Origin of the sequence: Jiangella anatolica (genome assembly GCF_003236295.1) — a bacterium.
In the GTDB taxonomy this organism is placed as follows: Bacteria; Actinomycetota; Actinomycetes; order Jiangellales; family Jiangellaceae; genus Jiangella; species Jiangella anatolica.
In genome coordinates, this window is record NZ_POTW01000063.1 from 13,278 (window position 1) to 38,849 (window position 25,572).

The window sequence follows — 25,572 nt, forward strand, 5'->3', positions numbered from 1 at the left end:
GGCGAGACTACGCAGGGCGACGGCTCAGCGCGAGACCACCGACGGGAACGGGGTGACGTTGTCGGTGCCGGTCGCAGTCGTGGGCGCGGCCGCGTCGGCGACCACGGCCTGGCGGGGCGCGTACTGGCCGGTCATGCGGGCGACCTTGAGCGACAGGTGCAGCGCCAGCCGCTCGGCGCCGCTCTTGAGGTTCGTGTGCGCCAGCTGCTCCAGCCGCTGCAGCCGGTAGTACAGCGACGTCCGGTGGAGGTTGAGCCGCTCGGCCGTGAGCTGGGCATTGCCGGCGACGTCGAGATAGGTCTCCAGGGTCTCCAGCAGCGGCAGCGCGTCGGGGTCGTCGAGCAGGTTGCCCAGGCCGGGGTGGACGGTGGGCACCTCCTCGCCGAGCGATGCGAGCTTGACGACGATCTGGTGGATGCCCAGCCGGGACCAGTGCACGACGTCGCCGAGACCGGGCAGCAGGCGAGCGGCGTCGGCGGACATGCGGGCCTCGCGGAACGACGCGTAGGCGGCCTCCAGCGCGTCCCGGCGGCTGCCGACGCCGACGACGAGGGCGGCGTCGGCGGCCAGTGCCGTCCGCGTCAGCTCCACCAGCGCCTCGACCCGCTCGTCGACGTAGATGTCGTGGTCGCCGGCGCAGGACAGCAGCAGCACGGCGTGGTCGCGGTTGATCAGGTCCAGCGCCTGGCCCTGCCGGACGGCGCGGCGGAAGTCCGCGACCGCCTGGGCGAGGGCGTCCTCGATGTCGACGCCGGACGAGCGGCGCGGCACGCCCTGCAGCACCACGGCGATGACGCCGTCGCGGGCCGGCATGTACCCGGCGTCGATGAGGCTGCGGGCGGCCTGAGCGCTCATCGGCGAGCTGCTCAGCAGCATGTGCATGGTGTCGGCCAGCCGGGCGGACGAGAACAGGCTGGCCACGCTCTCGCGGTGCAGCCACTCGCCGAGCTCCGCGGCGCCCTGCACACAGACCGCGAGGTCGGCGTCGCTCATGGTGCCGTCGGCGTCGACGAACCACAGGTGCCCGAGCAGCTTGCCGCGGGACCGGACCGGCACGCACACCCGCGGCAGCATGTGCAGCTCCGGGTTGGCGGGGATCCGCAGCGGCCGGTGCAGGTCCGGCAGCGCGAACCGCTTCAGCCAGCCGCGCACCTCCGGCGACGCGTGCCGGCGCAGGATCGAGTCCTCCCGCACGTCGTCGATGGGGCGGTCATGGGAGCTGAACGCGATGAGCCGGCTGAACCGGTCCTCGAGCACCGCGGGCCGGCCCACCCGCTGCGCCAGGCTCTCCAGGATCTGCTGCATCGAGAGTTCCATGGTCACCTCCGCCGGCCGGTACCATATCACATATTATGTAGTCAAAAGGGGCCGAATCGGGCGAGGACTCAGCTCCTCGGCTCGACGACGAACTCGGTCAGCTGGCTGCCCAGGTCGGCCACGCCGCCGGGCCAGCCGCGCACCAGCTGCCCGCCGCGCGCGACCAGCGCCACCAGGGGCGGCTCGTCGACCCCGTAGCGGCGGAACGTCTCACCGTCCGGGTCCAGCCCGACCGGGTAGGCGATGTCGTGCTCGCGGACGTACTCCGCGGCGTCCTCCGCGCTGGACGCGCTGGCCACGCCGACGAACAGGACGGCGTCGCGGTACTCCTCGCTGAGCGCGGTGACGTCGGCCTGCTGCTGTGCGCACAGCTCGCAGAACGACTCGAAGAACACCAGCACCACCGGGCGCTGCTCCCACTGTTCGGCGAGGTCCAGCGTGCTGCCGTCGAGCAGCTCCAGCTCGAACGACGGCGCCGGCGGCGCGGTGGACGGCGCCTCGATGAACGTCACGTCGTCCGGCACGTCGCCGGGCAGGTCGAACGAGACCGCAGCGTCGTCGGACGACCCGGAGCAGCCGGCCAGTGCCAGCACCGCCACGACCAGACCGGTCAGGACCCGCCTCACGAGATCAACACCTCTCCGATCAGTCCAGCGTCCTCGGCCGCCTCGATCGGCGCGGCGAAGCCGTCGCCGACGACGAACTCGTAGCCGTCCGGCGAGGTCAGCCCCTCGACCTGGACCTCCATCACGCACATCGTCGGCTGCCGCATGCCCTCGCGGAAGCTGACGTCCATCATCTTCTCCGCGGTGCCGCCGGGCAGCTCTCCGCGGGCGACCTCGACGCCGTCGCCGTCCTCGACGGTGAACGTCGCCTCGGCGTGGATCGAGCGGAACGCGCCCGCCCCGTTGCACGGCTCGCCGAGCCGGCGCAGGTTGCCGTCGGGGATCAGCACCCGCACGACGCCGGCGTCGGCATCGGACGACTCCGTCGTGCCGGACGAGCCGGAGCACCCCGCCAGCGTCACCGAGACCATCGCGACGGCGAGCGCCGCCCCGCTGCGCACTGCTCGCACAGGCTGTCACCTCTCCCGGGAATCCGGGCATCGGCGCGGGTCAGAGCCGCCGATGCCCGGGTGCCCACTCTCATGGTCAACGGCGCGGGTTGGTGTCCTTGACCGCAACCGTACAGGTCACCGACCGCGTCGCCGACGGGTCGCTTTCCGACGTCGCCGTGAGCGTGACGGTGGTCTCGCGCGCCGCCGGAGTCTCACGGGTGACGTACACCGGAACCTCGACGGTGTCGCCGGCTCGCGCCGTCGTGAGCGCGTTGTCCAGCTGCGCCGTCCAGCCCTGGCCGCTGGACTCCACCGACAGCCGGTACACGTCGTTGTCCAGCTTCGACGCCACGTCGGTCGGGTGGCCCGTCGTGGTCGTCGCGGCCGCGCCGGTGTTCGTCAGCGGGAACGTGCACTGCGCCGCCTGGCTGGTCCGGATGCCCTGGACGGAGCCCGAGCCGAGCTCGACGCCGCGCTCCTGCGCGCCGGACCCGTCCAGCGACCGCACCGCGACGGTGTAGGACAGCACGCCGTCCTCGTCGCGATCCAGGTCGATGACGTAGAAGTGCAGCCGGTTGTGCTCGTCGACGTACTCGTACTCCGAGCCGGAGCCGGTGCCGGCGTGGAAGAGGGCGTCGTTGAGCTGGCGGTGGTCGGCGATCGAGGCCATGACGGGCGTGCCGTCCGGCTTGTAGAAGTCGACCAGCCCGATGTCGTCGGGGTTGGCGTCGATCGTCCAGTTGAAGCAGCTGTAGCCGCAGGTGTTCGAGCCGCGCGGCTTGTTCTTCGCGATCATCACACCGCTGTCCGGCGTGAACGAGTCGAAGCCCATCCGGTCGACGACCTCGACGGTGTAGTCGTCCCATCCCGTCGTGCCGTTGGCCAGCCGGTCGGTGTGGCAGAACGGGTCGGCGTTCGCGTCACAGTCCGGCGTGCGGTCCGGGATGCCCTCGCCGTCCAGCCGGACCCGGACCCCCGACGTGCCGTCCGCGCCCGCGTCGACGGCGCGCGCCGTCACCCGGTCGACGAAGACGCCGGTGGCCGCCAGGTTCTCCCGGCTCAGCTCCACCAGGTTGTCCGCGATCCCGGCCAGCATCCGGTTGCGCAGCATCAGGCCGGCCGGCGACCACCCGCCCATGTTCGGCGGCACCACCCAGCGCATGTGGTGACCGCCGGGGCCGTTGAACGAGCCGCGGTCCATCATGTCCCACGGCGCCGACCCCACCCGGTGGAACGGCGACGGCGGGCTCTGCCGGTCCGAGAACGGGTTGTTGTTGTTGTCGCCGATGTTGAAGAAGAAGTGCCCCATCTCGTGCGTGATGGTGCCCGAGCTCTCCGCCTGCCGGATCGACGCGCTGCCCCATCGCTGCGACGACGCCAGCCATGACGTCCACTCGACGTAGCGCGTCGGCGCCCAGTTCGGCATCGAGTCGTCCGGGTCCAGCCACTCCGGCGGGCCCCACTCGTCCGGCACGTCCTCCTTGCTCTGGAACATCATCTCGCCGAACTCCTGCCAGACCGAGGTCTGGTCGTAGCCGGCGTAGACCCGCAGCACGACGTCGTAGCCGCAGCGGCTGCCGACGCACGGCGTCCCCTGCTCGGCGAGGTCGGCCCGCCACAGGGCGTCGGCGTCGCCCTCGACGTTGCCGTTGCAGGTGTAGCCCTCGGGGCAGTGCTCGCCCGGCGCGTTGCGGATCCAGCTCTCGTTCAGGCCGTACTCGAACTGGTTGCGCGGCAGCGTGTACGGGCCGAACGTGTCCATCTCGTCGACGCCGAGCCGGCCCCGGCTCTGCTCCATCCAGTACTCGTGGATGGTGCGGCCGTGGTTGTGCTCGTTCGGCTCCATGTAGTAGTCGCGGTAGAACTGCGGGACGTCCTCGCGCGCGATCGGGTCGATCTGCGGGTTGCCGAACGGGTCGGACCCCTTCGGCCGGGTGATGACGAACGGGACGTCCTTGAAGTCGACGGCGATGAGGGCGATGCGCAGTCCGCGCTCGCTGGGCCTGACGTCGGGGTCGTTCCACTCGGTGCCCGGGATGTCGGTCCAGTCCTCCCAGGTCATGTCGTACTGGTTCTTCCAGTTCTGCGGGTCGATCGGCTTCACGACGAAGTCCGGCGGGTCGGCCTGGACCGCTCCCGCGGACATCCCGAGCACGAGGGCTGCGGCGGCGAACGTGAGACCTGCGGCGCGAAGCGTTCGGCGGGGTCGGTGCGTGAGTCTCATGAGCGTTCTCCTTCGCGGCCGGCCCGGGCCCGTCGCGTGGACGGGCCCGGGCCGGCCGTCATGGGATCGGACGACCGGCGTCACCGCCGGGGGTTGGTGTCCTTCACGGCCACGGTGCAGCTGACCTGCTGCGTGACCGACGGGTCGCTCTCCGAGGTCGCGGTGAGGGTGACCGTGGTGTCCCGCGCGGCCGGCGTGTCGCGCGTGACGTAGACCGGCACCTCGACGGTCTCACCGGCACGGGCCGTGGTGAGCACGTTGCCGAGCTCGGCCGTCCAGCCCTTGCCGCTGGACTCGGCCGTGAGCCGGTACACGTCGTTGTCGAGCTTGCCGCTGACATCGCTGACGTGGCCGGCCGTGGTCGTGGCCGCCGCGCCGGTGTTGGTCAGCGGGAACGTGCACTGGGCGGCCTGGCTGGCCCGGATCCCGGACACCTCGCCGTCGCCCAGGTCCACGCCGCGCTCCTGCGCGCCGTTGCCGTCCAGGGATCGCACGGCCAGCGTGTACGACAGCACGCCGTCGTCGTCGCGCTCGAGGTCGATGACGTAGAAGTGCAGCCGGTTCGCCTCGTCGACGTACTCGTACTCCGAGCCGGAGTTCAGCCCGGCGTGGAACGCGGCGTCGTTGAGCTGCCGGTGGTCGGCGATGGTGGCCATGACCGGCGTGCCGTCGGGCTTGTAGAAGTCGACCAGCCCGATGTCGTCGGGGTTGGCGTCGATGACCCAGTTGAAGCAGTTGTAGCCGCAGGTGTTGTTGCGGTCCTCGCGGGTCTTGTTCTTCGCGATGACGACGCCGGTGTCGGGGTTGAACGAGTCGAACCCCATCCGGTCGACGACCTCCATCGTGTAGTGGTCCCAGCCGGTGTTGCCGTGGCAGAACGGGTCGGTGTTGATGTCACAGTCCGGCGTGCGGTCGGGCCGGCCCTCACCGTCGAGGCGGACCTTGACGCCGGAGGTGCCGTCAGCGCCCGGGTCGACGGCGCGTGCCGTCACCTCGTCGACGACGACGCCGGTCTCGGCCAGCGCCTCACGGCTGACGTCGAGCACGTTGTCGGCCGGCAGGATGCCCGCGTGCAGCTTGTTGCGGACCATGAGGCCCGACGGCGACCAGCCGCCCATGTTCGGCGGGACGACCCAGCGCATGTGGTGGCCGCCGGGGCCGTTGAAGGAGCCGCGGTCCATCATGTCCCACGGCGCCGAGCCGACCCGATGGAACGGCTGCGGCGGGTTCTGCCGGTTGGTGAACGGATTGTTGTTGTTGTCGCCGATGCTGAAGAAGAAGTGCCCCATCTCGTGCGTGATGGTGCCCGAGCTCTCCGCCTGGCGGATCGACGAGAGGCCCCACTGCTGGGCCGCGGCCCGCCACGAGGTCCACTCGACGTAGCGCGTCGGCGCCCAGTTCGGCATCTCGTTGTCCGGGTCGACCGACGCCGGCGGGCCCCACTCGTCGGGGATGTCCTCCTTCGTGTCGAACATCATCTCGCCGTACTCCTGCCAGATGCTGGTCTCGTCGTAGCCGGCGTAGACCCGCAGGATGACGTCGTAGCCGCACCGGCTGTTCGGGCACGGGATGCCCTTGGCGGCCAGGTCCGCCTTCCAGACGGTGTCGACGTCGCGGTCGAGGTTCCCGTTGCAGGTGAAGCCCTCGGGACAGGCGGACTGCTGGCCCCACTCGTTCAGGCCGTACTCGAACAGGTTCCGCGGCACCTGGTAGGCGCCGAACACGTCCATCTCCTCGACGCCGAGCCGGCCGCGGCTCTGCTCCATCCAGTACTCCTGGATGGTCCGGCCGTGGTTGTACTCGTTCGGGACCATGTAGAAGTCGTGGTAGAACTGCGGCACCTCGTCCCGGGAGATCGGGTCGATCTGCGGGTTGCCGAACAGGTCGCTCTGCTTCTCCTGGGTCATCACGAACGGCTGGTCCGGGAAGTCCACGGCGACCAGCGCGATGCGCAGACCGCGCTCACTCGGCTTCGCGTCCGGGTCGTTCCAGTCGGTGCCCGGGATGTCGGTCCAGTCCTCCCAGGTCATGTCGTACTGGTTCTTCCAGTTCTGCGGGTCGATCGGCTGGACCTCGAAGTCCGGTGGCGCCGCCTGGCCGGCGCCGGCCAGGCCGACGACGAGCGTCGTGACCGCGAACGCAGCCGCGGTGAGCCTTACACGCATGCACTCTCCTCGATGTGGTGGATAAAAAATACGACATTGCACCCAGCCCCGGAAGAGCTGGGCGCCGCGGCGATCAGCGGCGCACCGTCGTCGAGGCGACGTCGACCACGCAGGTGGCGGTGGCCGTCGCCGACGGGTCGCTCTCCGAGGTCGCGGTCAGCGTGACGATCGCCTGCCGGTCCGCGCCCGGCGTCCGCGTGACGTACACCGGCACCTCGGCGGTGGCTCCGGGCCGGCTCCTGGCCAGCTCGTTGTACAGCTCGGCGTCCCAGCCTGCGCCGGACGACGTCACCGACAGCCGGTAGACGTCGTCGGCGCCGCCCCCGGTGTTCGTCAGCGGGAAGGTGCAGGTGGCCGCCTTGCCCGGGGTGTGCCGGCTCGCCTCGCCGCCGGCCAGCGCGACCCCGCGCTGGTGCGGCCCGTCGCCGTCGAGGGAGCGGACGGCGACGGTGTAGGTACGCACGCCGTCGGCGTCCTCCTCGACGTCGACGACGTAGAAGTGCAGCCGGTTGTCCTCGTCGACCCACTCGTACGCGGTGCCCGAGTGCGTCCCGGCGTTGAACGTCGCGTCGTTGACCTGCCGCGGGTCGCCGGTGACCACCATCCGCGGGGTGCCGTCGGGCTGGTAGAAGTCGACCATCCCGATGTCGTCCGGGTTCGGGTCGATCAGCCACGAGAAGCACGACGCCGTGCCGCAGTTGCTGGCCCGGTCCTTGTTCTTGTAGATCAGCACGCCGTTGCCGGGGGTGTAGGAGTCGACGCCGAGCTGCTGCACGACCTCGACGGTGTAGTTCGTGTAGTTGGCCTGGCCCATGCACTCCGGGCCGGCGGTCGACGGGTGGCACGACGGCGTACGGTCCACCGGCGCGGCGCCGTCGAGGCGGACCCGCAGGCCCAGCCGCGCGTCGCCGTCCGGGCCGGCCGCCCGCGCCCGCACCTTCGCGACGACGACGCCGGACGACGCGAGCCCATCGCGGCTGAGGTCGACGATGTCGCCGGTGTCGATGAGCCCCAGTTCGAGCTTGTTGCGGATGCTGTGGTGCGGCCCGACGGTCGAGCCGCCGTCGGCCGGGACCTTCCACCGGGTGTGCATGCCGGTCGGCCCGTTCCACGAGCCCTGGCTCATCATGTCCCACTGGCCGGTGAAGGTGCGCTGCGCGGGCACGGCGAAGGCGCCGTTGTAGTTGTCGCCGATGCCGAGGATGTGGCTGAACTCGTGCGCGAACCCGGCGGTGCCCGACGACTCGGACATGTTGCCGGTGCCGCCGCCGGCGCTGGCCCACGTGAACGAGCCCGCCGCCCACGACGTCCACGGGATGTAGCGGGTCGGCATCCAGTTCGTCATGACGCCGTCGGGGTCGAACTGCGCCGGCGGGCCGAACTCGTCCGGCACGTCCTCGGGCGAGTCGAACATCATCTCGCCGAATACCTGCCACGCGGTGGACTCGTCCAGGCCGGCGCCCATGAAGAAGATCAGGTCGTACTGGCTGCGCACCTCGGGCGGCACGTTCGCCTCGTACAGCGCCCGGGCGTCGCGGGTGTAGTTGCCGTTGCAGGTGAAGCCGGGCGGGCAGCTGGCGGCGTTGCCGTAGGGCGAGTTGCCGTACTCGAAGTGGTTGCGCGGCATCCGGAACGGGCCGAAGGAGTCGACCTCGACGCCGTACTGGCCGTAGGAGTCCTCCATCCAGTACGAGTTCAGCGTCTGGCCGTGGTTGAGCTCACCGGGCGTGTTCAGCAGGTCGGCGTAGAACCGCGGCACGTCAGCGCGCGGGACGTCGCCGACGCCGACCGGGTTGCCGAAGATGGTCGAGCCCTCCGGCTGGCTGATCTGGAAGTCCATGTTCGGGTAGTCGACGAGAACGAGCGCCGCCCGCCACGTGTCGACCGTCGGCTCGCGATCCGGGTCGGTCCAGTCGACGCCGGGCACCGGGACGAAGTCGTCCCAGGTCAGGTCGTACTGGTTGTCCCAGTCCTGCGGGTCGATCGGCGCCAGCGGCGGCGCGAGCGCCGCATCGGCCGGCGAGTCCGCGCCGGCGGCGCCGGCGAGCTGCGGGAAGAGCAGCGCGGGCACGGCCGCGGCGACCAGCAGCGCGCGCATCCGGCGGCCGCCTGGATCAGAGGACGCACTTCCTCGACGTGTCGCAGACACCGATCCTCCTCGGCAGGAGCGGACGACGACACCGGGAGGGCGCCGCCGGAGTGCGGGGAATCTGTGCGGGTATGACCGGATTGCGGAGTAATATTGTACTGTCACCGGTCACGTAGGACAAGCGCTCCGGGCGGCGAACCCGGTCCGGGCGCGAACCCGCCGGCCCCACTCGGCGCACCACGCTCGAACCGGCCGGAAGAGCGCAGAACGCACCGGGGCGATCGCGCGAATCCCCCGCGTTCACCGCGCCGAAAGCCGGGATCAATCGGGCCATTCGACCGCGTTACGATTAGGACACAGTAGTGCAATGGCACATCGCACTGGGTCCGGTCTGATGGTAAATGTGTGCTCTGGGGTGCCGCGGAACGCCGAGCCGGTCGAGCGTTCCACGATGCCACAGGTGTCATGGCGTCCCGAAGCCAGATCGCCCCTCGCTCTGTCGCATGTCGAACCAAGGAGGACCAATGCGTGTGCACCGCAAGGCAGGGCGAGTCCTCGCCCTCACCGCCGCCGCAGGGCTGCTCGTCGCGGCCTGTGGCGGCGACGACTCCGGCGGTTCGGGTGATTCCGGCTCCGGCAACGGCGACGGCGGCGACCCGAAGACCTTCATCTTCGGCTCGTCCGAGGACCCGAAGACGCTGGACGCGGCCTACGTCTCCGACGGCGAGTCGCTGCGGGTCATCTACCAGGTCTACGAGACCCTCGTCGCGCTGGAGCCCGGCACCACCGAGGTCGTGCCTGGGCTGGCCGAGGAGTGGGAGATCAGCCCGGACGGGCTCACCTACACGTTCCACCTGCGTGAGGGCGTGACGTTCCACGACGGCGAGCCGTTCAACGCCGAGGCGGTCTGCTTCAACTTCGACCGCTGGTACAACTTCACCGGCCCGCAGCAGAGCGGCGACGTCAGCTACTACTGGCAGACGGTGTTCGGCGGCTTCGCCACGGCCGACCTCGAGTCCTCCCCGCCCACCAGCCGCTACGGCTCGTGCGATGCGACCGACGAGCTCACCGCGACGCTCAACCTCACCGAGCCGTCGTCGGCGCTGCTGGCCGGCCTGGTGCTGCCGCCGTTCTCCATCGCCAGCCCGAAGGCCATCGAGGAGGGCGGCACCGACATCGAGCAGGCCGGCGACTCGCTCTCCTACACCGGCGGCTTCGGCAGCGAGGTCGTCGCGGGCACGGGCCCGTTCAAGTTCGTCAGCTGGGAGCGCGGCGAGAGCCTGACGCTGGAGCGCAACGACGACTACTGGGGCGAGGCGCCGGCGCTGGACGAGATCATCTTCCGGCCCATCCCGGACCCCACCGCGCGGCTGCAGGCGCTGCAGGCAGGTGAGATCGACGCCTACGAGGGCGTCAACGCCGCCGACATCGGCGCCATCGAGAGCAACGGCGACCAGGTCGTCGAGCGTCCGGCGTTCAACGTCGGCTACGTCGGCTTCAACAACAAGCTGCCGATCTTCCAGAACGAGAAGATCCGTCAGGCCATCTCGCACGCGCTGAACCGGCAGGGCCTGCTCGACGCCGCGTACCCGGAGGGCGCCGTCGTCGCCAACCAGTTCCTCCCGCCGGAGCAGTGGGGCTACAACCAGAGCATCGAGGGCTACGAGTACGACCCCGACCTCGCCCGCCAGCTGATCGCCGACTCCGGCGAGACCAACCTGACGCTGGAGTTCTGGTACCCCGCCGACGTGTCCCGGCCGTACATGCCGGACCCGCAGGCCGTGTACGAGTCCTTCGCCGCTGACCTGCAGGCCGTGGGCTTCACCATCGTCCCGAAGACGGTGCCGTGGACGCCGGACTACCTGCAGAACATCCAGGGCGACGGCCTGGGCCAGCTGTTCCTGCTGGGCTGGACCGGCGACTACGCCGACCCGGACAACTTCGTCGGCACGTTCTTCCGCCAGGACCGGCCGGAGTTCGGCTTCTCGGACCCGGCCATCCAAGGGCTGCTGAACGAGGCGCTGGCCGAGACCGACCAGGCGGCGCGCCAGGCCCTGTACGAGGAGGCCAACCAGGCGATCTACGACTACATCCCGGGCGTCCCGTTCGTGCACAACCAGCCGCTGCTCGCGGTGGCCGGTCACATCACGGGCTACACCCCGTCGCCGGTCAGCTTGGAGGACTTCGACCTCATCGACATCGAGGGCTGATCCCCACGTGCTGAGATTCATCGTCCGGCGGCTCGCGCTGCTCGTCCCGATCCTGCTGGGCCTGTCGGTCCTGCTGTTCGCCTGGGTCCGGGCACTGCCCGGCGGCCCCGCCTACGCCCTGCTGGGTGAACGCGCCACGCCGGAAGCCATCGCGGCGATCGAATCGCAGCTCGGCCTGGACCGCCCGCTCTGGGAGCAGTACCTCCAGTTCCTGGGGCGGGCGGTCCGGCTCGACTTCGGCGCGTCGATCCAGACCGGGCAGCCGGTCACCGAGGAGATGCTGCGCCGGTTCCCGGCCACCATCGAGCTGGCCCTCGCGGCGCTGCTCATCGCGGTCGCCGTCGGGATCCCGCTCGGGTACCTGGCGGCGCGTCGCTACGGCACCTGGATCGACAACCTCGCGGTCACGGGATCGCTGCTCGGCGTGACGATCCCGATCTTCTTTCTCGCCTACATGCTCAAGTACGTCTTCGCCGTCGAGCTCGGCTGGCTGCCCACGGCCGGCCGGGCCGACCCGCGAGCCAGAGCCGACCATCCCACCGGGTTCTACGTCCTCGACGGGATCGTCACCGGCAACCTGGACGCCAGCTGGGACGCCATCCAGCACCTGATCCTGCCCGCGCTGGCGCTGTCGTCCATCCCGCTCGCGGTGATCGTCCGCATCACCCGCGCCTCGGTCCTCAACGTCGTGAACGAGGACTACGTGCGCACCGCCGAGGCCAAGGGCCTGCTGCCGGGCACCATCACCCGGCGGCACGTGCTGAAGAACGCGATGCTGCCGGTCACGACGGTCATCGGCCTGCAGCTCGGCGTCCTGCTGGCCGGCGCGGTGCTCACCGAGAAGGTGTTCGCGTTCTCCGGCGTCGGGCAGTTCATGGCCGACGGCCTCGTGCAGCGCGACTTCCCGACCATTCAGGGGTTCATCCTGGTCATCGCCATCGTGTACGTCGTCATCAACATGATCGTCGACCTGGTCTACGGGTTGCTCGATCCGCGGGTGAGGGTCTCATGAGCGTGGAAACCACGGACGCGACGACGGCGACGGCGACGACGCCCTCGCGGCCACCGGCCAGCCTGGGCCGCGAGGCGCTGCGCCGGCTGGTGCGCAACCCGATGGCGGTCGTGGGCATGGTGCTCATCGGCGTCTTCGTGCTGGTGGCGATCTTCGCGCCGCTGATCGCGCCGTACTCCCCCACGGACAACTCCTGGCTGGACCAGGTCCGCCCGGGCCAGTACCCGGGCCCGTCGGCCGAGCACTGGCTGGGCATCGACCCGCTCGGCCGCGACGTGTTCTCCCGGATCATCTTCGGCGCCCGGCAGTCGCTGCTGATCGGTGTCGTCGCGCTGGCGCTGGGCGCCATCGCCGGCATCGCGCTGGGCGTGCTGGCCGGCGCGTTCGGCGGCTGGGTCGACACGCTCGTGATGCGCTTCGTCGACATCATGCTCTCGGTGCCCGGGCTGCTGTTCGCGATCGCCGTCGCCGCGATGCTCGGCCAGAGCCTCACGTCGGTGATGATCGCGATCGCGGTGGTGAACGTGCCGATCTTCGCCCGGCTGCTGCGCGGTGAGATGCTCGGCCAGCGCGGCGCCGACTACGTGCTGGCGGCGCGGTCGCTGGGCATCTCGCGCTCGGCCATCGTGTTCCGGCACGTGCTGCCGAACTCGTTCACCCCGGTGATCGTGCAGGGCACGCTGACGCTGGCGCTGGCCATCGTCGAGGCGGCCGGGCTGGCCTTCCTCGGCCTCTCCAGCAGCAACCCGTCAACGCCGGAGTGGGGTCGCATGCTCACCGACGCACAGGAGACGCTGACGTCGGCGCCCATGCTGGCGGTCTACCCCGGCCTGGCCATCGTCCTCGCCGCGCTCGGCTTCACCCTGGTGGGCGAGTCGCTGCGCGAGGCCCTCGACCCGAAGTTCCGGCGGTGACGGCATGAGCCTGCTCGAAGTGCGCGACCTCTCGGTCACGTTCACCCGGTCCGGCAGCGAGCCGGTGCACGCCGTCGACGGCGTCAGCTTCGACGTCGCGGCCGGGCAGTCCGTCGGCATCGTCGGCGAGTCCGGGTCCGGGAAGTCGGTGACGTCGCTGGCGGTCATGGGACTGCTGCCGTCGCGCGGCGTCCGGGTCGGCGGCACCGTCATGCTCGACGGCAACGAGCTGACCGACATGGACCAGCGCGCCCTGCGCGACGTCCGCGGCCGCGACGTCGCGATGATCTTCCAGGACCCGATGACGTCGCTGAACCCGGTGGTGACCATCGGCCGCCAGCTCACCGAGGTGCTCATCCGGCACGCCGGGCTGGCCAAGGGCGCGGCGAAGGCCGAGGCGGAGCAGCTGCTGCGCCGCGTCGGCATCCCCGACCCGGTGCGCCGGCTCGGCGAGTACCCGCACCAGCTCTCCGGCGGCATGCGCCAGCGGGTGATGATCGCCATCGCGATCGCCTGCCGGCCCAAGCTGCTGATCGCCGACGAGCCGACCACGGCGCTCGACGTCACCATCCAGGCGCAGATCCTGGACCTGCTGCGCACGTTGGTCGCCGAGAGCGGCTGCGGGATGATCATGATCACGCACGACCTCGGCGTCGTCGCCGGGTTGTGCGACGACGTCCACGTCATGTACTCCGGGCGCATCGTCGAGTCGGCCGGCACGAAGGACCTGTTCGCCCGGCCATCGCACCCCTACACCGACGGCCTGCTGCAGTCCATCCCGCGCATCGACGACGAGGACCCGGACGCCGTGCTGCACACCATCCCCGGCTCCGCGCGCGACACCGTCGCGTGGGAGCGTGGCTGTGCCTTCCAGCCGCGCTGCAGCCGGGCGGTGGCCGAGTGTCTGGCCGGTCCGCCGGCCATGGCCGAGCTCGGCACCCCGCTGGTGCCGCACCCGGTCCGCTGTCTGCGGCCGGTCGGCGACGACGTCGTCCTGCACGAAGGGAACGTGGCCCGGTGAGCCTGCTCGAAGTCCGCGACCTCGAGGTCCACTTCCCCATCAGGTCCGGGACGCTGTTCCAGCGCACCGTCGGCGCGGTCAAGGCCGTCGACGGCGTCGACCTCGACATCGAGGCCGGCACGACGTTCGGCCTGGTCGGCGAGTCCGGCTGCGGCAAGTCGACGCTCGGCCGTGCGATCATGCGGCTGACCGAGCCGACGAAGGGCTCGGTGACGCTGGACGGCCAGGACATCCTGGCGCTCAGCGAGCGGAAGATGCGCGCCGTCCGCCGCCAGTTCCAGATGGTCTTCCAGGACCCGATGGCCAGCCTCGACCCGCGGCAGAGCGTGGAGTCGATGCTCACCGAGCCGCTGCGGGCGCACAAGTTCCCCGGTGGCTCGGCCGCGCATGCCAAGCGGGTCCGCGAGCTGCTCGACGTCGTCGGGCTGCCCGAGTCGGTGGTGAACCGGTATCCGCATGAGTTCTCCGGCGGGCAGCGCCAGCGCCTTGGCATCGCCCGCGCGCTCGCGCTCAACCCGTCGCTGATCATCGCCGACGAGCCGGTCTCCGCGCTCGACGTGTCCATCCAGGCGCAGGTGATCAACCTGCTCAAGGAGCTGCAGGAGCGGTTCTCGCTCACCTACGTCGTCATCGCGCACGACCTCGCCGTCGTCCGGCACATCAGCAAGACGGTCGCCGTCATGTACCTGGGCGGCATCGTCGAGCAGGCGCCGGCCGCCGACCTCTACCGCCAGCCGCTGCACCCGTACACGAGGGCGCTGATGAGCGCCGTGCCGGTGCCGGACCCGAACGTCGAGGAGACGCGCAGCCGGATCCTGCTGCAGGGCGACCTGCCGTCGCCGGCGAACCCTCCTGCGGGCTGCCGGTTCCACACCCGCTGCCCCTGGAAGCAGGCGACCAGGTGCGACACCGAGCGGCCGGCGCTGCGCGAGCTGCCGCTGGTGGCGCCCGGGCACAAGGTGGCCTGCCACTACGCCGAGGACATCCTGTCCGGCACGCTCACGCCGCACGAGGTGAGGCCGGAGGAGGTCGCGATGACGCCGGCCGCCGACGAGCCCGGCAGCATCGAGACGACGGAAGCACACGTCGCCGGCGGGCTCACCCCCGGAGGTCCGCCCGGTGCCCGCTGACGTGCTGGTCATCGGGGCCGGCGTCGTCGGCGCGGCCACCGCCTGGTACGCCGCGAGATCCGGCCACTCCGTCACCGTCGTCGACCGCGGCCCGGTCGCCGGCGGCACCACCGGCGCCGGCGAGGGCAACATCCTCGTCTCGGACAAGCCGCCCGGCGCCGAGCTCGACCTCGCCCTGCTGTCGTCCGGCCTCTGGCGCGACCTGGCCGTCGAGGTCGGCGGCTTCGAGTTCGACCCCAAGGGCGGCCTCGTCGTCGCCGCCACCCCGCCCGGCTACGAGGCGCTGGTGTCGCTGGCGTCGTCGCAGTCCGGCGCGGGGGTCGAGACCGTCGTGGTGCCGGCCGGCGAGCTGGCCGAGCACGAGCCGCACCTGACGCCGTCGCTGGCCGGCGGCGTGCTGTACCCCGGCGACGCGCAGGTTCAGCCGATGCTGGCGGCCGCGCGGCTGCTGCGGGCGGCCCGGGCCCGTGGCGCGACGGTGCGCACCGGCGTCGAGGTGACCGGGTTCCTGCGCTCCGGCGACCGCGTCGTCGGCGTGCGGACGTCCGCCGGCGACCTGCCCGCCGGCGCCGTCGTCAACGCCGCCGGGACCTGGGGCGGCGACATCGCCTCGCTCGCCGGCGTCGACGTGCCGGTGCTGCCGCGGCGCGGGTTCATCCTGGTCACCGAGCCGCTCCCGCGCCTGGTCCGGCACAAGGTCTTCGCCGCCGAGTACGTCGCGAACGTCGCCAGCGACGACGCGGACCTGCAGACCTCGCCCGTCGTCGAGGGCACCGAGTCCGGCACGATCCTCATCGGCGCCAGCCGGGAACGGGTCGGCTACGACCGGACGCTGTCGGTGCGGGTGCTGCGGGCGCTGGCCGCGCAGGCGGTGGCGCTGTTCCCCGTCCTGGCCGATGTGAAGGTCATTCGCACGTACCGCGGCTTCCGCCCGTACTGCCCGGACCACCTGCCGGTGATCGGCCCCGACCCGCGGGCGCCCGGCCTGTTCCACGCGTGCGGGCACGAGGGCGCCGGCATCGGCCTGGCCGCGGCGACCGGCCGGCTGATCGCGCAACTCCTGGGCGAGGAGCCGCCGTCGCTCGACCTGGCCCCGTTCCGCCCGGAACGGTTCGGCCCGGTGGTGGCGCCATGACGCGTCCAGCCCAACCTTGGCACGCTCCGGTGCTCCACAATTCCGGCATCTCGGGCACGATCGGTCGCCCGCGACGAGCCAAGCGCGACGCTGCGGCGTGCCAAGCCGGCGAGCGGAGGCTCGCGTGAGCGCGGCGTTCGAGTTCGACGGGCGCGAGGTCGCGTTCACCGACGGGCAGACGGTCGGCGCGGCACTGGTCGCGGCCGGCGTGCGGTCCTGGCGGACGACGCGCCGCGAGGGCCGCCCGCGCGGGATCTTCTGCGGCATCGGCGTCTGCTTCGACTGCCTGGTGACCGTCGACGACGTCCCGAACCAGCGCGCCTGCCTGGTGCCGGCGGCCGCCGGCGCGATCGTCCGCAGCCAGGAAGGGGACGGCCGTGGCCACCTCGCCGTATGACGTCGCCGTCGTCGGCGCCGGGCCGGCCGGGCTGGCCGCGGCCGCCGCGGCGCTGGCCGGCGGGGCGCGGGTCGCGCTGATCGACGCCGGGCGGCAGCCCGGCGGGCAGTACTGGCGGCACCGGCCCGGCGATCTGGGAGCGGTCGCCGATCTCCACCACGACCTGGGCGCCTTCCGGCGCCTGGTCGCCGGTGCGGCCGGCGCCGTCAGGCACTTCGGCCAGCACGTGTGGACGGTGTCCGGCTCGGCGGCGGACGGGTTCACCGTCCACGCCGTGGCCGGTGACGCCGAGACCGAGGTGCCGGCGCGGCGCCTGGTGCTCGCCCCCGGCGCCTACGACCGCCAGGTCCCGTTCCGCGGCTGGGACCTGCCGGGCGTGCACACCGCCGGGGGCGCCCAGGCGCTGCTCAAGGGGCATGAGGTGCTGGTCGGGCGGCGCGTGGTGGTCGGCGGCACCGGGCCGTTCCTGCTGCCGGTGGCGGCCGGGCTGGCCGCACGCGGCGCCCGGGTGGCCGGCGTCTATGAGGCCAACCGGCCCGCGGGCTGGATCCGGCACGCCGGCGCCGTGCTGCCGGTCGCCGCCAAGCTCACCGAAGGCGCCGGCTACGCCGCCGCGCTGGCCCGGCATCGGGTGCCGTTCCACACCCGGCAGGCGATCGTCGCGGCGCACGGCGGCGACGCGGTCGAGGCGGTCACCGTCGCCCGGCTGGACCACGACTGGCGCATCGTCGCCGGCTCCGAGCGCGTCGTCGAGTGCGACGCCGTCGCCGTCGGCTGGGGGTTCACGCCACAACTGGAGCTGCCGCTGGCGCTGGGCTGCGCGACCCGGGTGGACGCCGACGGCTCGCTGGTCGTCGAGGTGGACGAGCGGCAGACGACGTCGGTGCCCGGCGTCCACGTCGCCGGCGAGGCCTGCGGCGTGGGCGGGGCGGCGCTCGCCGTCGCCGAGGGCTCGATCGCGGGAGTGGCCGCTGCCGGCGTCACGTCCGCGCCGGCCTCGCTGCGCCGCCGCCGGCGGGCGCTGCGCCGGTTCGCCGCGGCCATGCACGCCGTCCACCCGGTGCGCGCGGGCTGGCAGAGCTGGCTGGCCGACGACACCCTGGTCTGCCGGTGCGAGGAGGTCAGCGCCGGCGAGGTGCGGACCGCGCTCGACGAGCTGGGCGCGACCGATGTGCGGACGGCGAAGTTACTGAGCCGGGCCGGCATGGGATGGTGTCAGGGACGGGTGTGCGGGTACGCCACCGCATGTCTGACCGCGTCGTGCACGGGAACGGCGCCTGACCTGCGAGGGGTGAGTGAACGACCGATCGCCGCTCCGATCTCGCTCGGCACGCTGGCCGGCGATCCCGGCCACATCGGACAACAGTGACATTTCACATGTCACTAAGATATTCTGCGGGAAGCACCCGGCGGGTCGTTCGCCGCTGCCCCACCCGCACCGACCTGGGAAGGCTGATGCATGTCTGACGTCGATCACGCCGTCGGCGCGGCTGCCGAGGCGGCCGCGCCGTTCGAGCAGGCCGGCCGCGCCGGCCGGGCCGACGCCCTCGACGCCGTCGCCGCCGCGCTGGAGGACGACCGCGACGCCATCGTGTCCACCGCCGACGCCGAGACCGGCCTCGGCCCGGCCCGGCTGAACGGCGAGCTCACCCGCACGACGTATCAGCTGCGGCTGTTCGGCGAGGTGCTGCGCGAGGGCTCGTACGTCGAGGCCACCATCGACCACGCCGGCGACACCCCGATGGGGCCGAAGCCGGACCTGCGCCGCATGCTCGTGCCGGTCGGCGTCGTCGGCGTCTTCGGCGCCAGCAACTTCCCGCTCGCGTTCAGCGTTCCCGGCGGCGACACCGCGTCCGCGCTCGCGGCCGGCTGCCCCGTCGTCGTCAAGGCACACCCGTCGCATCCGGAGACCAGCCGGCGCACGTTCGCCGCGATGCGGGCCGGGCTGGCCGAGGCGAAGCTGCCCGAGGGCACGCTCGGCCTGATCGAAGGGCTGGAGGCCGGCGCCGAGCTGGTCCAGCACCCTGACGTGCGCGCCGTCGGCTTCACCGGCTCCACCCGGGGCGGCCGGGCACTGGCCGACCTCGCCGCCGCGCGCCCGTCGCCGATCCCGTTCTACGGCGAGCTCGGCAGCCTGAACCCGCTGGTCGTCACGCCCGAGGTGGCGAACGGGCAGGCCGCGGAGTTCGCCGCCGGCTACGTCGGCTCCATCACCATGGGCGTCGGGCAGTTCTGCACGAAGCCCGGGCTGCTCTTCGCACCCGCCGGCAGCGATGAGCTGCAGGCGGCGCTGGGCGCGAGGCTGGCCGAGGTGCCGGCCGCGCGGATGCTCAACGACTCCATCCGCGACGCCTACCGGGCCGAGACCGAGCGGCGGCACGCCGACCCGCGGCTGCGCACCCTCGGCGACGGCGCCGGCGACGACCCCGCACTCGGCCGCCCGGCGCTGTTCTCCGTCGCCGCGGCCGACCTCGACGCCGAGCTGCTCGAGGAGTGCTTCGGGCCGACGGCGCTGGTCATCGAGTACCGCGACACCGACGAGCTGCTCGGCGCGCTGGACCGGCTCGAGGGCCAGCTGACCGCCACCGTGCACGCCGGCGACGGCGAGACCGACCTCGTCGGCCGATTGCACACGGTGCTGCGGCAGCGGGCCGGCCGGCTGCTGTTCGGCGGCTTCCCGACCGGCGTCGCCGTCACCTGGGCCATGCAGCACGGCGGGCCGTACCCGTCGGCGAGCCTCAGCGCGCACACCTCCGTCGGGCCCACGTCGATCCGCCGGTGGCTACGCCCGATCGCCTATCAGAACGCCCCCGAGCATGTGCTCCCGGACGAGTTGCGGGACGCGAATCCGGGCATTCCGCGACGCGTGGACGGCATTCTGCAGACCTGATTTTTCCGGCTCGGTCCCGTTTGTCCCGTCCCTCACACATGAGTGAAATGTTATATAGTATAGAAATGGAGCCTCGCATGAACGGTCGTGAAAAGCCATGGCACGGCGTTCTGGTCGCCACCCCGACGTTCTTCCGTGACGACCTGTCGGTCGACTTCGACAGGTACGCCGACCACGTGCGCTGGCTCGCCGCCAACGGCATCGACGGCGTGTGCCCGAACGGCTCGCTCGGTGAGTACCAGGTGCTCACCCCCGAGGAGCGGTCCACGATGGTGAAGGTCGCCATCGAGAACGCGCCCGAGGGCTTCACCGTCATGCCGGGCGTCGGCGCCTACGGGGCCCGCGAGGCGCGCGGCTGGGCCGAGCAGGCCGCCGAGGCCGGCGCGCCCGTCGTCATGGCGCTGCCGCCGAACGCCTACCGCGGCGACGACCGCTCGGTCATCGAGCACTTCCGCGAGATCGCCAAGGTCGGCGTCCCGGTGTCGGCGTACAACAACCCCATCGACACCAAGATCGACCTCAAGCCGGCGCTGCTGGCCGAGCTGTACAACGAGGGCCTGATCGTCGGCGTGAAGGAGTTCACCGGCGAGTCGCGCCGCTCCTACCAGATCCAGGAGCTGGCGCCCGGCCTGGACATCCTCATCGGCACCGACGACTCCGTCGTGGAGGTCGGCCTCGCCGGCGCGAAGGGCTGGATCTCCGGCTACCCGAGCGTGTTCCCGCGGGCCTGCGCCCAGCTCTACCACGCGGTGCTGGCGCACGACCTGGACACCGCGCTGCCGATGTACCGCGACCTGCACGCGCTGCTGCGCTGGGACTTCAACACCGAGTTCATCCAGGCGATCAAGCTGTCGATGGACGTCATCGGGCGCAACGGCGGCCCGGTCCGGCCCCCGCGCCAGCCTATGCTGGCCGAGGACGCGGCGTCCGTGCGCGAGCTGACCGCCAAGGCCGCCGAGAAGTACTCCTGACGGCCGAGGGGGGCGCGCCGATGCGGTCCAAGCGGATCTTCCACACCGTCGAGTCGCACACCGAGGGGATGCCGACGCGCGTCGTGACCGGCGGCGTCGGCACTCTCCCGGGCGCCACGATGGAGGAACGGCGGCAGTGGTTCATCGCCAACTCCGACCAGCTGCGCCGGCTGCTGATGTTCGAGCCGCGCGGGCACTCGGCGATGAGCGGCGCGATCCTGCAGCCACCGACCCGCACCGACGCCGACTGGGGCGTCGTCTACATCGAGGTGTCCGGCTGCCTGCCGATGTGCGGGCACGGCACCATCGGCGTCGCGACGGTGCTGGTCGAGACCGGGATGGTCGAGGTCAGCGAGCCGGTCACGACGATCCGGCTGGACACTCCGGCCGGGCTGGTGGTCTGTGAGGTCGCCGTCCGCGACGGCGCCGCCGAGGCCGTCACCATCCGCAACGTCGCGTCCTACACCGACCGCCTGGACGCGAAGGTCGACGTGCCCGGCTGGGGCGCGGTCACCTACGACCTGGCCTATGGCGGCAACTTCTACGCGATCCTCGACGCCGGCCAGCTCGGCCTGCGCGTCGACGTCGCGCAGAAGGACCAGCTGCTGGCGGCCGGGCTTGCCATCATGGACGCCATCAACGAGCATGACGCACCCGTCCATCCGGAGAACCCGGGCATCAACGTCTGTCACCACGTCCAGCTGGTCGACCCCGGCTCGGACGCCCGCCACTCACGGCACGCCATGGCCATCCATCCGGGCTGGTTCGACCGCTCACCCTGCGGCACCGGCACCTCCGCCCGCATGGCGCAGCTCCACACCCGCGGCGAGCTCCCGCTCGACACGGACTTCGTCAACGAGTCACTGATCGGCAGCCGATTCGTCGGCCGTCTGGTCGGCGAGTCTGCGGTCGGGGACCTACCCGCGGTGATACCCACAGTCACCGGGCGCGCCTGGCTGACCGGCACGGCACAATACTTCCTCGACCCGGCGGATCCCTTTCCCGAGGGCTTTCTCCTTTAGGGTTGAAGAGGTGGGATATCTCGCACGAACGCGACGTCGCGGTGACGCTCGGCCGCCGTGCAACACCGGAGGGACCAGAGATGGCTGAACTGCGGCAGTTGGCGCTGCCGTCCTTCGCACGGCGGATGAGCGTCAGAGAAGAGGTCGCCGACGCATTGCGCGGCGCCATCGTGTCCGGCGAGATGAAGCCCGGGGAGCTCTACTCGGCCCCCGGGCTGGCCGAGCGTTTCGGCATCTCCGCCACCCCCGTGCGCGAGGCGATGCTCGACCTCGTCAAGCAGGGCTTGGTGGAGGTCGTCCGGAACAAGGGGTTCAAGGTCACCGACATGTCGGAGACCGACCTCGACCAGATCACCCGGATCCGCGAGCTGCTGGAGCCACCGACCGCCGCCGAGGCCGTCGCGAAGATCTCCGCGCAGGAGCTCGCCCAACTGCGCAACCTCGCCTCGGCCATCGTCGACGCGGCCGCCGCCGGCGACCTCATCAGCTACATCGGCGCCGACCGCGAGTTCCACGTCCGGCTGCTGTCGGCCAGCGGCAACCAGCGCCTCGTCCGCATCGTCGAGGAGCTGCGCGCGCAGACCCGCCTCTACGGGCTGTCCGCGCTGGCGTCGTCCGGCCGGCTGGTCGCCAGCGCCCAGGAGCACCAGCAGATGTGCGATCTCATCGAGGCCGGCGAGTCGGACCAGCTGGCCGAGCTGATGCGCACCCACATCGGCCACACCCGGCGGGAGTGGGCCGGCCGGTCGGAGTAGACACCCGCCCGGCGTGAGAGGGCTCTCATGCTGGGCTCATCGGCAGCTCAGACGCCGGCGACAGGCTCATGTGCCACGCCGGCGGTGACGACACCCCCGCCGGCGTCCGGGTCCTCCCGGAGCACGAGCCCGAGCCCGCCGGACGCTTTCCCCCCGTCGCCCGCGCGGCTCGGGCCTCGTGTCGCCTACTGTCCAACGGCCGTCCGGGCGCCACCCGCCCCACGCGAAGACCGGCCGCCGCCGTCGCGAGCGGCGCGCCATCGCACGCCCACGCGAACACCGGCCACCGCCGTCGCGCGCGGCGCGCGCCATCGCGCGCACGGCACCGCCGGCCACCACCGCCACCGCCCCACAGCGCCGCGCCGACCGTCTACCCGTCGGTGAACGCGACCTCGCGCCCGTCGAACTCGAACGCCGCGCTCACGCGAGCCTCGCTCGGCGGCTTGGCACGCCGCAGCGTCGCGCTTGGCTCGCTGCAGGCGACCGATCGTGCCCGAGATGCCGGAATTGTGGAGCACCGGAGCGTGCCAAGGCCGGGCCGGACGCGTCATGGCGCCGCCACCTTCGCGGCCCGCGCCGCGCCGACCGTCTGCCCGTCGGTGAACGCGACCTCGCCCCCGTCGAACTCGACGCCGCGCTCACGCGAGCCTCGCTCGGCGGCTTGGCACGCCGCAGCGTCGCGCTTGGCTCGCTGCAGGCGACCGATCGCGCCCGAGATGCCGGAATTGTGGAGCACCGGAGCGTGCCAAGGCCGGGCCGGACGCGTCATGGCGCCACCACCGGGCCTTCGCGGCCAGCGCCGCACCACCGGGTGACCCGCCGCGCGCAGCACGACGTCCAGCGGCACGCCGTCGCCGCAGTCGACGTCCTAGCGGCACGCCGTCGCCGCAGTCGACGCCCCGGCGGCGCCCTGTTGCCGCGATCGTCGCCACGTGTGGCTCGGCCCTCCGGCCCCGGTCTCAGCCCTTGCCCCTGTCCCCAGTCCCTGCCAGCTCCTCGACCGTCGCAGCCGCCAATACCGTCCCTCCCGCACCGTCCCTCCGGCAGCGAGCCTCACCCTTGACGTCCGTTTCGTCCGCTCAGTACCATGTCACATCTTTCCTGGCTGTTACCGCTAACAGCGCGCGGCCTCTCCCCCGGACAAGGAGAACCACATGACCAAGGACCTGTCCCGGCGTACCGTCCTCCGCCTGGGCGCCCTGGCCGCCGCCGCCCCGGCGGTCGGCACGGCGGCGACCGGCGCGCTCGCCGGCCAGGCCGCCGCCGCGCCCGGCGCCGCGTCCGCCGCGGCCCTGGCGGTGACCAGCCAGCCGAGCCTGCCGGTCGCGGACAGCTGGCAGGTCCGCCCGTTCACGCTGAGCCAGGTGACGCTCGGCGACAGCGTCTTCAAGGAGAAGCGGAACCGGCTGCTCAACTACGCTCGCGAGTACGGTCCGAGCGTCGTCAACGGCGTCCGCGACGACCAGCGCGGGCCGGACCGCATGCTGCGCAGCTTCCGGGTCACCGCCGGCCTCGACCACAAGGGCGTCAACCCGATCGGCAGCTGGGAGTCGCCCGACGGCAACCTGCGCGGTCATTTCAGCGGCCACTTCCTGACGCTGCTCGCGCAGTCGTGGGCGTCGACCGGCGAGCAGATCTTCAAGGACAAGCTCGACTACATGGTCAACGCGCTGGGCGAGTGCCAGGACGCGTTCGCCGCCCAGGCCGCGCGGCCCACGCCCCGCCCGGCCGGCCGCAACGGGACCGCGATCCGGTTCACCGGCACACCCAACGGACACATCACCGGCGACGCCGACTACGTCCGGCTGCCGCCCGGCATCGTCGCGGGCCTCACGGACTTCACCGTCGCCGCATGGGTGAACCTGACGGTGCGCGACGACAACGCGCGGCTGTTCGACTTCGGTCACCCCGGCGACGCGGCGACGGACTCGCTGTCGCGGATGTACCTGTCCGTGCACAACGAGACCGGCCCACGGTTCGCGATCACCACCGGAGGCGCGGCCGCCGAGCAGCGCGTCCAGGCGACGACGGCGCTGCCGGCCGGCGAGTGGGCGCACGTGGCGATCGTCCGCTCCGGCGGCACCGGCACCATCTACGTCAACGGGGTCGCGGCGGGCAGCGCGGCACTGAGCCTGTCGCCGTCGGACCTGGGGACGACGCCGGACAACTGGCTCGGCCGGGCGCAGTTCCCGCAGGTCAACATCAAGTTCCTGAACGGCCTGGTGGACGAGTTCCAGATCTTCGGCCGCGGCCTCGACGCCGCCGAGGTGGCCGCCGTCGTCGCCGATCCGGCGGCCGTGAGCGCCGACGTCGCCTGGTACCGGTTCGACGAGGCGCCTGGCCCGACGATCGCCGACTCCTCCGGCCGCGGCCGCCACGGCGAGTTCTTCGGCGCGACAGACGGCCGGCGGCACCCGGGCTTCCTGTCCGCGTACACCGAGGCGCAGTTCATCCGGCTGGAGGAGTTCACCACCTACAGCGGCACCGGCATCTGGGCGCCGTACTACACGCTGCACAAGATCATGCGCGGGCTGATCGACGCGCACCACCTGGCCGGCAGCGAGCGCGCGCTGGAGATCGTCACGAAGATGGGCGACTGGGTGCACAGCCGGCTGTCGCGGGTGCCGCGGGCGAACCTCAACCGCATGTGGTCGCTGCACATCGCCGGCGAGTTCGGCGGGTCGAACGAGAACCTGGCCCACCTGGCCGCGATCGCCACCGACCCGGAGCGGGCCGCCCGGTACCTCGTCGCCGCGAAGGCGTTCGACAACCGGCGGACGGTGCTCCCGGCCGTGCTGGAGGACCGCGACGTGCTCACCGGCATCCACGTCAACCAGCACGTGCCGCAGTTCACGGGCTACCTGCGCATCTACGAGCAGGACCCCGCGGCCAACGCCGAGTACCTCACCGCGGCGGAGAACTTCTGGCACATGATCATCCCGCACCGGATGTTCAGCCACGGATCGGCCGGCGGCCAGTACGGCGAGGCGCCGGGGCGGCCGGCGAACACCAACCCCGAGCTGTTCCAGCCGCGCGGCGACATCTCCGAGTCGCTGCACTACCAGAGCGTCACCTCCGGCACCTCCAGCGGCGGTGGCGAGACCTGCTCGACGTACAACCTGCTGAAGCTGACCCGGAACCTGTACTTCCACAACCCGGACCCGGCGTTCATGGACTACTACGAGCGCGGCCTGACCAACCACATCCTCGGCTCCCGTCGCGACAACGACAGCGCCAGCGACCCGCAGGTGACGTACTTCCTG

The 25,572-nt window shown here is 71.8% G+C and carries 20 protein-coding genes; 13 read left to right on the plus strand and 7 right to left on the minus strand.

Annotation, left to right across the window (positions count from 1 at the left end):
- Positions 1-24: 24 nt before the first annotated feature.
- From C1I92_RS22100 to C1I92_RS22120, 6 genes are all read right to left on the minus strand, one after another.
- Positions 25-1,317: a PucR family transcriptional regulator gene (locus C1I92_RS22100; RefSeq protein WP_111256818.1), complete on the minus strand. Its 1,293-nt coding sequence runs from the start codon at positions 1,315-1,317 to the stop codon at positions 25-27.
- A gap of 68 nt (positions 1,318-1,385) precedes the next feature.
- The gene (locus tag C1I92_RS33445; RefSeq protein WP_146605236.1) at positions 1,386-1,943 is read right to left on the minus strand and encodes a TlpA family protein disulfide reductase; all 558 of its coding nucleotides are present in this window, start codon (positions 1,941-1,943) and stop codon (positions 1,386-1,388) included.
- The gene (locus tag C1I92_RS33450) at positions 1,940-2,392 is read right to left on the minus strand and encodes a hypothetical protein (protein WP_146605237.1); all 453 of its coding nucleotides are present in this window, start codon (positions 2,390-2,392) and stop codon (positions 1,940-1,942) included. Before C1I92_RS33450 ends, C1I92_RS33445 begins: the two co-directional genes overlap by 4 nt.
- 76 nt (positions 2,393-2,468) lie before the next feature.
- Positions 2,469-4,598 (minus strand): metallopeptidase domain-containing protein, encoded by a 2,130-nt coding sequence (locus C1I92_RS22110; protein WP_199521475.1) that lies wholly within the window; start codon positions 4,596-4,598, stop codon positions 2,469-2,471.
- An 80-nt stretch (positions 4,599-4,678) separates the two neighbouring features.
- Entirely contained in the window at positions 4,679-6,763 is a 2,085-nt protein-coding gene (locus tag C1I92_RS22115; protein WP_111256821.1) for a metallopeptidase domain-containing protein, read from the minus strand.
- A 73-nt stretch (positions 6,764-6,836) separates the two neighbouring features.
- The gene (locus tag C1I92_RS22120) at positions 6,837-8,861 is read right to left on the minus strand and encodes a M6 family metalloprotease domain-containing protein (RefSeq protein WP_111256822.1); all 2,025 of its coding nucleotides are present in this window, start codon (positions 8,859-8,861) and stop codon (positions 6,837-6,839) included.
- 515 nt (positions 8,862-9,376) lie between these two features.
- On the opposite strand from C1I92_RS22120, the gene C1I92_RS22125 reads away from it, so the two are divergent.
- The 12 genes from C1I92_RS22125 (at position 9,377) to C1I92_RS22180 (ending at position 22,309) form a co-directional block, all read left to right on the plus strand.
- Positions 9,377-11,062 carry an ABC transporter substrate-binding protein gene (locus tag C1I92_RS22125; RefSeq protein ID WP_199521476.1) on the plus strand — a complete coding sequence of 562 codons (1,686 nt, stop codon included), beginning with the start codon at positions 9,377-9,379 and terminating at the stop codon, positions 11,060-11,062.
- Between the two features lie 7 nt (positions 11,063-11,069).
- Positions 11,070-12,074 carry an ABC transporter permease gene (locus C1I92_RS22130; RefSeq protein WP_111256823.1) on the plus strand — a complete coding sequence of 335 codons (1,005 nt, stop codon included), beginning with the start codon at positions 11,070-11,072 and terminating at the stop codon, positions 12,072-12,074.
- A complete protein-coding gene (locus C1I92_RS22135; RefSeq protein ID WP_111256824.1) occupies positions 12,071-12,988 on the plus strand; it encodes an ABC transporter permease in 918 nt (305 codons plus the stop codon). The genes C1I92_RS22130 and C1I92_RS22135 overlap by 4 nt, the downstream gene beginning before the upstream one ends.
- A gap of 4 nt (positions 12,989-12,992) precedes the next feature.
- Entirely contained in the window at positions 12,993-14,009 is a 1,017-nt protein-coding gene (locus C1I92_RS22140; protein ID WP_111256825.1) for an ABC transporter ATP-binding protein, read from the plus strand.
- Positions 14,006-15,139, plus strand: coding sequence for an ABC transporter ATP-binding protein (locus C1I92_RS22145; protein WP_158564236.1), 1,134 nt, complete (start codon positions 14,006-14,008; stop codon positions 15,137-15,139). The genes C1I92_RS22140 and C1I92_RS22145 overlap by 4 nt, the downstream gene beginning before the upstream one ends.
- Positions 15,129-16,274 carry an NAD(P)/FAD-dependent oxidoreductase gene (locus C1I92_RS22150; RefSeq protein ID WP_111256826.1) on the plus strand — a complete coding sequence of 382 codons (1,146 nt, stop codon included), beginning with the start codon at positions 15,129-15,131 and terminating at the stop codon, positions 16,272-16,274. The genes C1I92_RS22145 and C1I92_RS22150 overlap by 11 nt, the downstream gene beginning before the upstream one ends.
- A 124-nt stretch (positions 16,275-16,398) precedes the next feature.
- Positions 16,399-16,671 carry a (2Fe-2S)-binding protein gene (locus C1I92_RS22155; protein ID WP_199521477.1) on the plus strand — a complete coding sequence of 91 codons (273 nt, stop codon included), beginning with the start codon at positions 16,399-16,401 and terminating at the stop codon, positions 16,669-16,671.
- Entirely contained in the window at positions 16,652-18,040 is a 1,389-nt protein-coding gene (locus C1I92_RS22160; RefSeq protein ID WP_111256828.1) for an FAD/NAD(P)-dependent oxidoreductase, read from the plus strand. The genes C1I92_RS22155 and C1I92_RS22160 overlap by 20 nt, the downstream gene beginning before the upstream one ends.
- A gap of 90 nt (positions 18,041-18,130) precedes the next feature.
- Positions 18,131-19,561, plus strand: coding sequence for an aldehyde dehydrogenase (NADP(+)) (locus C1I92_RS22165; protein ID WP_111256829.1), 1,431 nt, complete (start codon positions 18,131-18,133; stop codon positions 19,559-19,561).
- Between the two features lie 77 nt (positions 19,562-19,638).
- Positions 19,639-20,532: a dihydrodipicolinate synthase family protein gene (locus C1I92_RS22170; RefSeq protein WP_111256830.1), complete on the plus strand. Its 894-nt coding sequence runs from the start codon at positions 19,639-19,641 to the stop codon at positions 20,530-20,532.
- A 20-nt stretch (positions 20,533-20,552) separates the two neighbouring features.
- Positions 20,553-21,554 carry a proline racemase family protein gene (locus tag C1I92_RS22175; RefSeq protein ID WP_111256831.1) on the plus strand — a complete coding sequence of 334 codons (1,002 nt, stop codon included), beginning with the start codon at positions 20,553-20,555 and terminating at the stop codon, positions 21,552-21,554.
- 80 nt (positions 21,555-21,634) lie between these two features.
- Complete coding sequence (locus C1I92_RS22180; protein ID WP_111256832.1) at positions 21,635-22,309, plus strand: GntR family transcriptional regulator; 675 nt, start codon at positions 21,635-21,637, stop codon at positions 22,307-22,309.
- 547 nt (positions 22,310-22,856) lie between these two features.
- On the opposite strand, the gene C1I92_RS33455 is transcribed toward C1I92_RS22180, so the two are convergent.
- Positions 22,857-23,156 (minus strand): hypothetical protein, encoded by a 300-nt coding sequence (locus C1I92_RS33455; protein ID WP_146605238.1) that lies wholly within the window; start codon positions 23,154-23,156, stop codon positions 22,857-22,859.
- 307 nt (positions 23,157-23,463) lie between these two features.
- Between C1I92_RS33455 and C1I92_RS22190 the strand changes: the two genes are divergently transcribed.
- A partial coding sequence (locus C1I92_RS22190) for a beta-L-arabinofuranosidase domain-containing protein (RefSeq protein WP_199521478.1) occupies positions 23,464-25,572 on the plus strand: 2,109 nt, incomplete at its 3' end.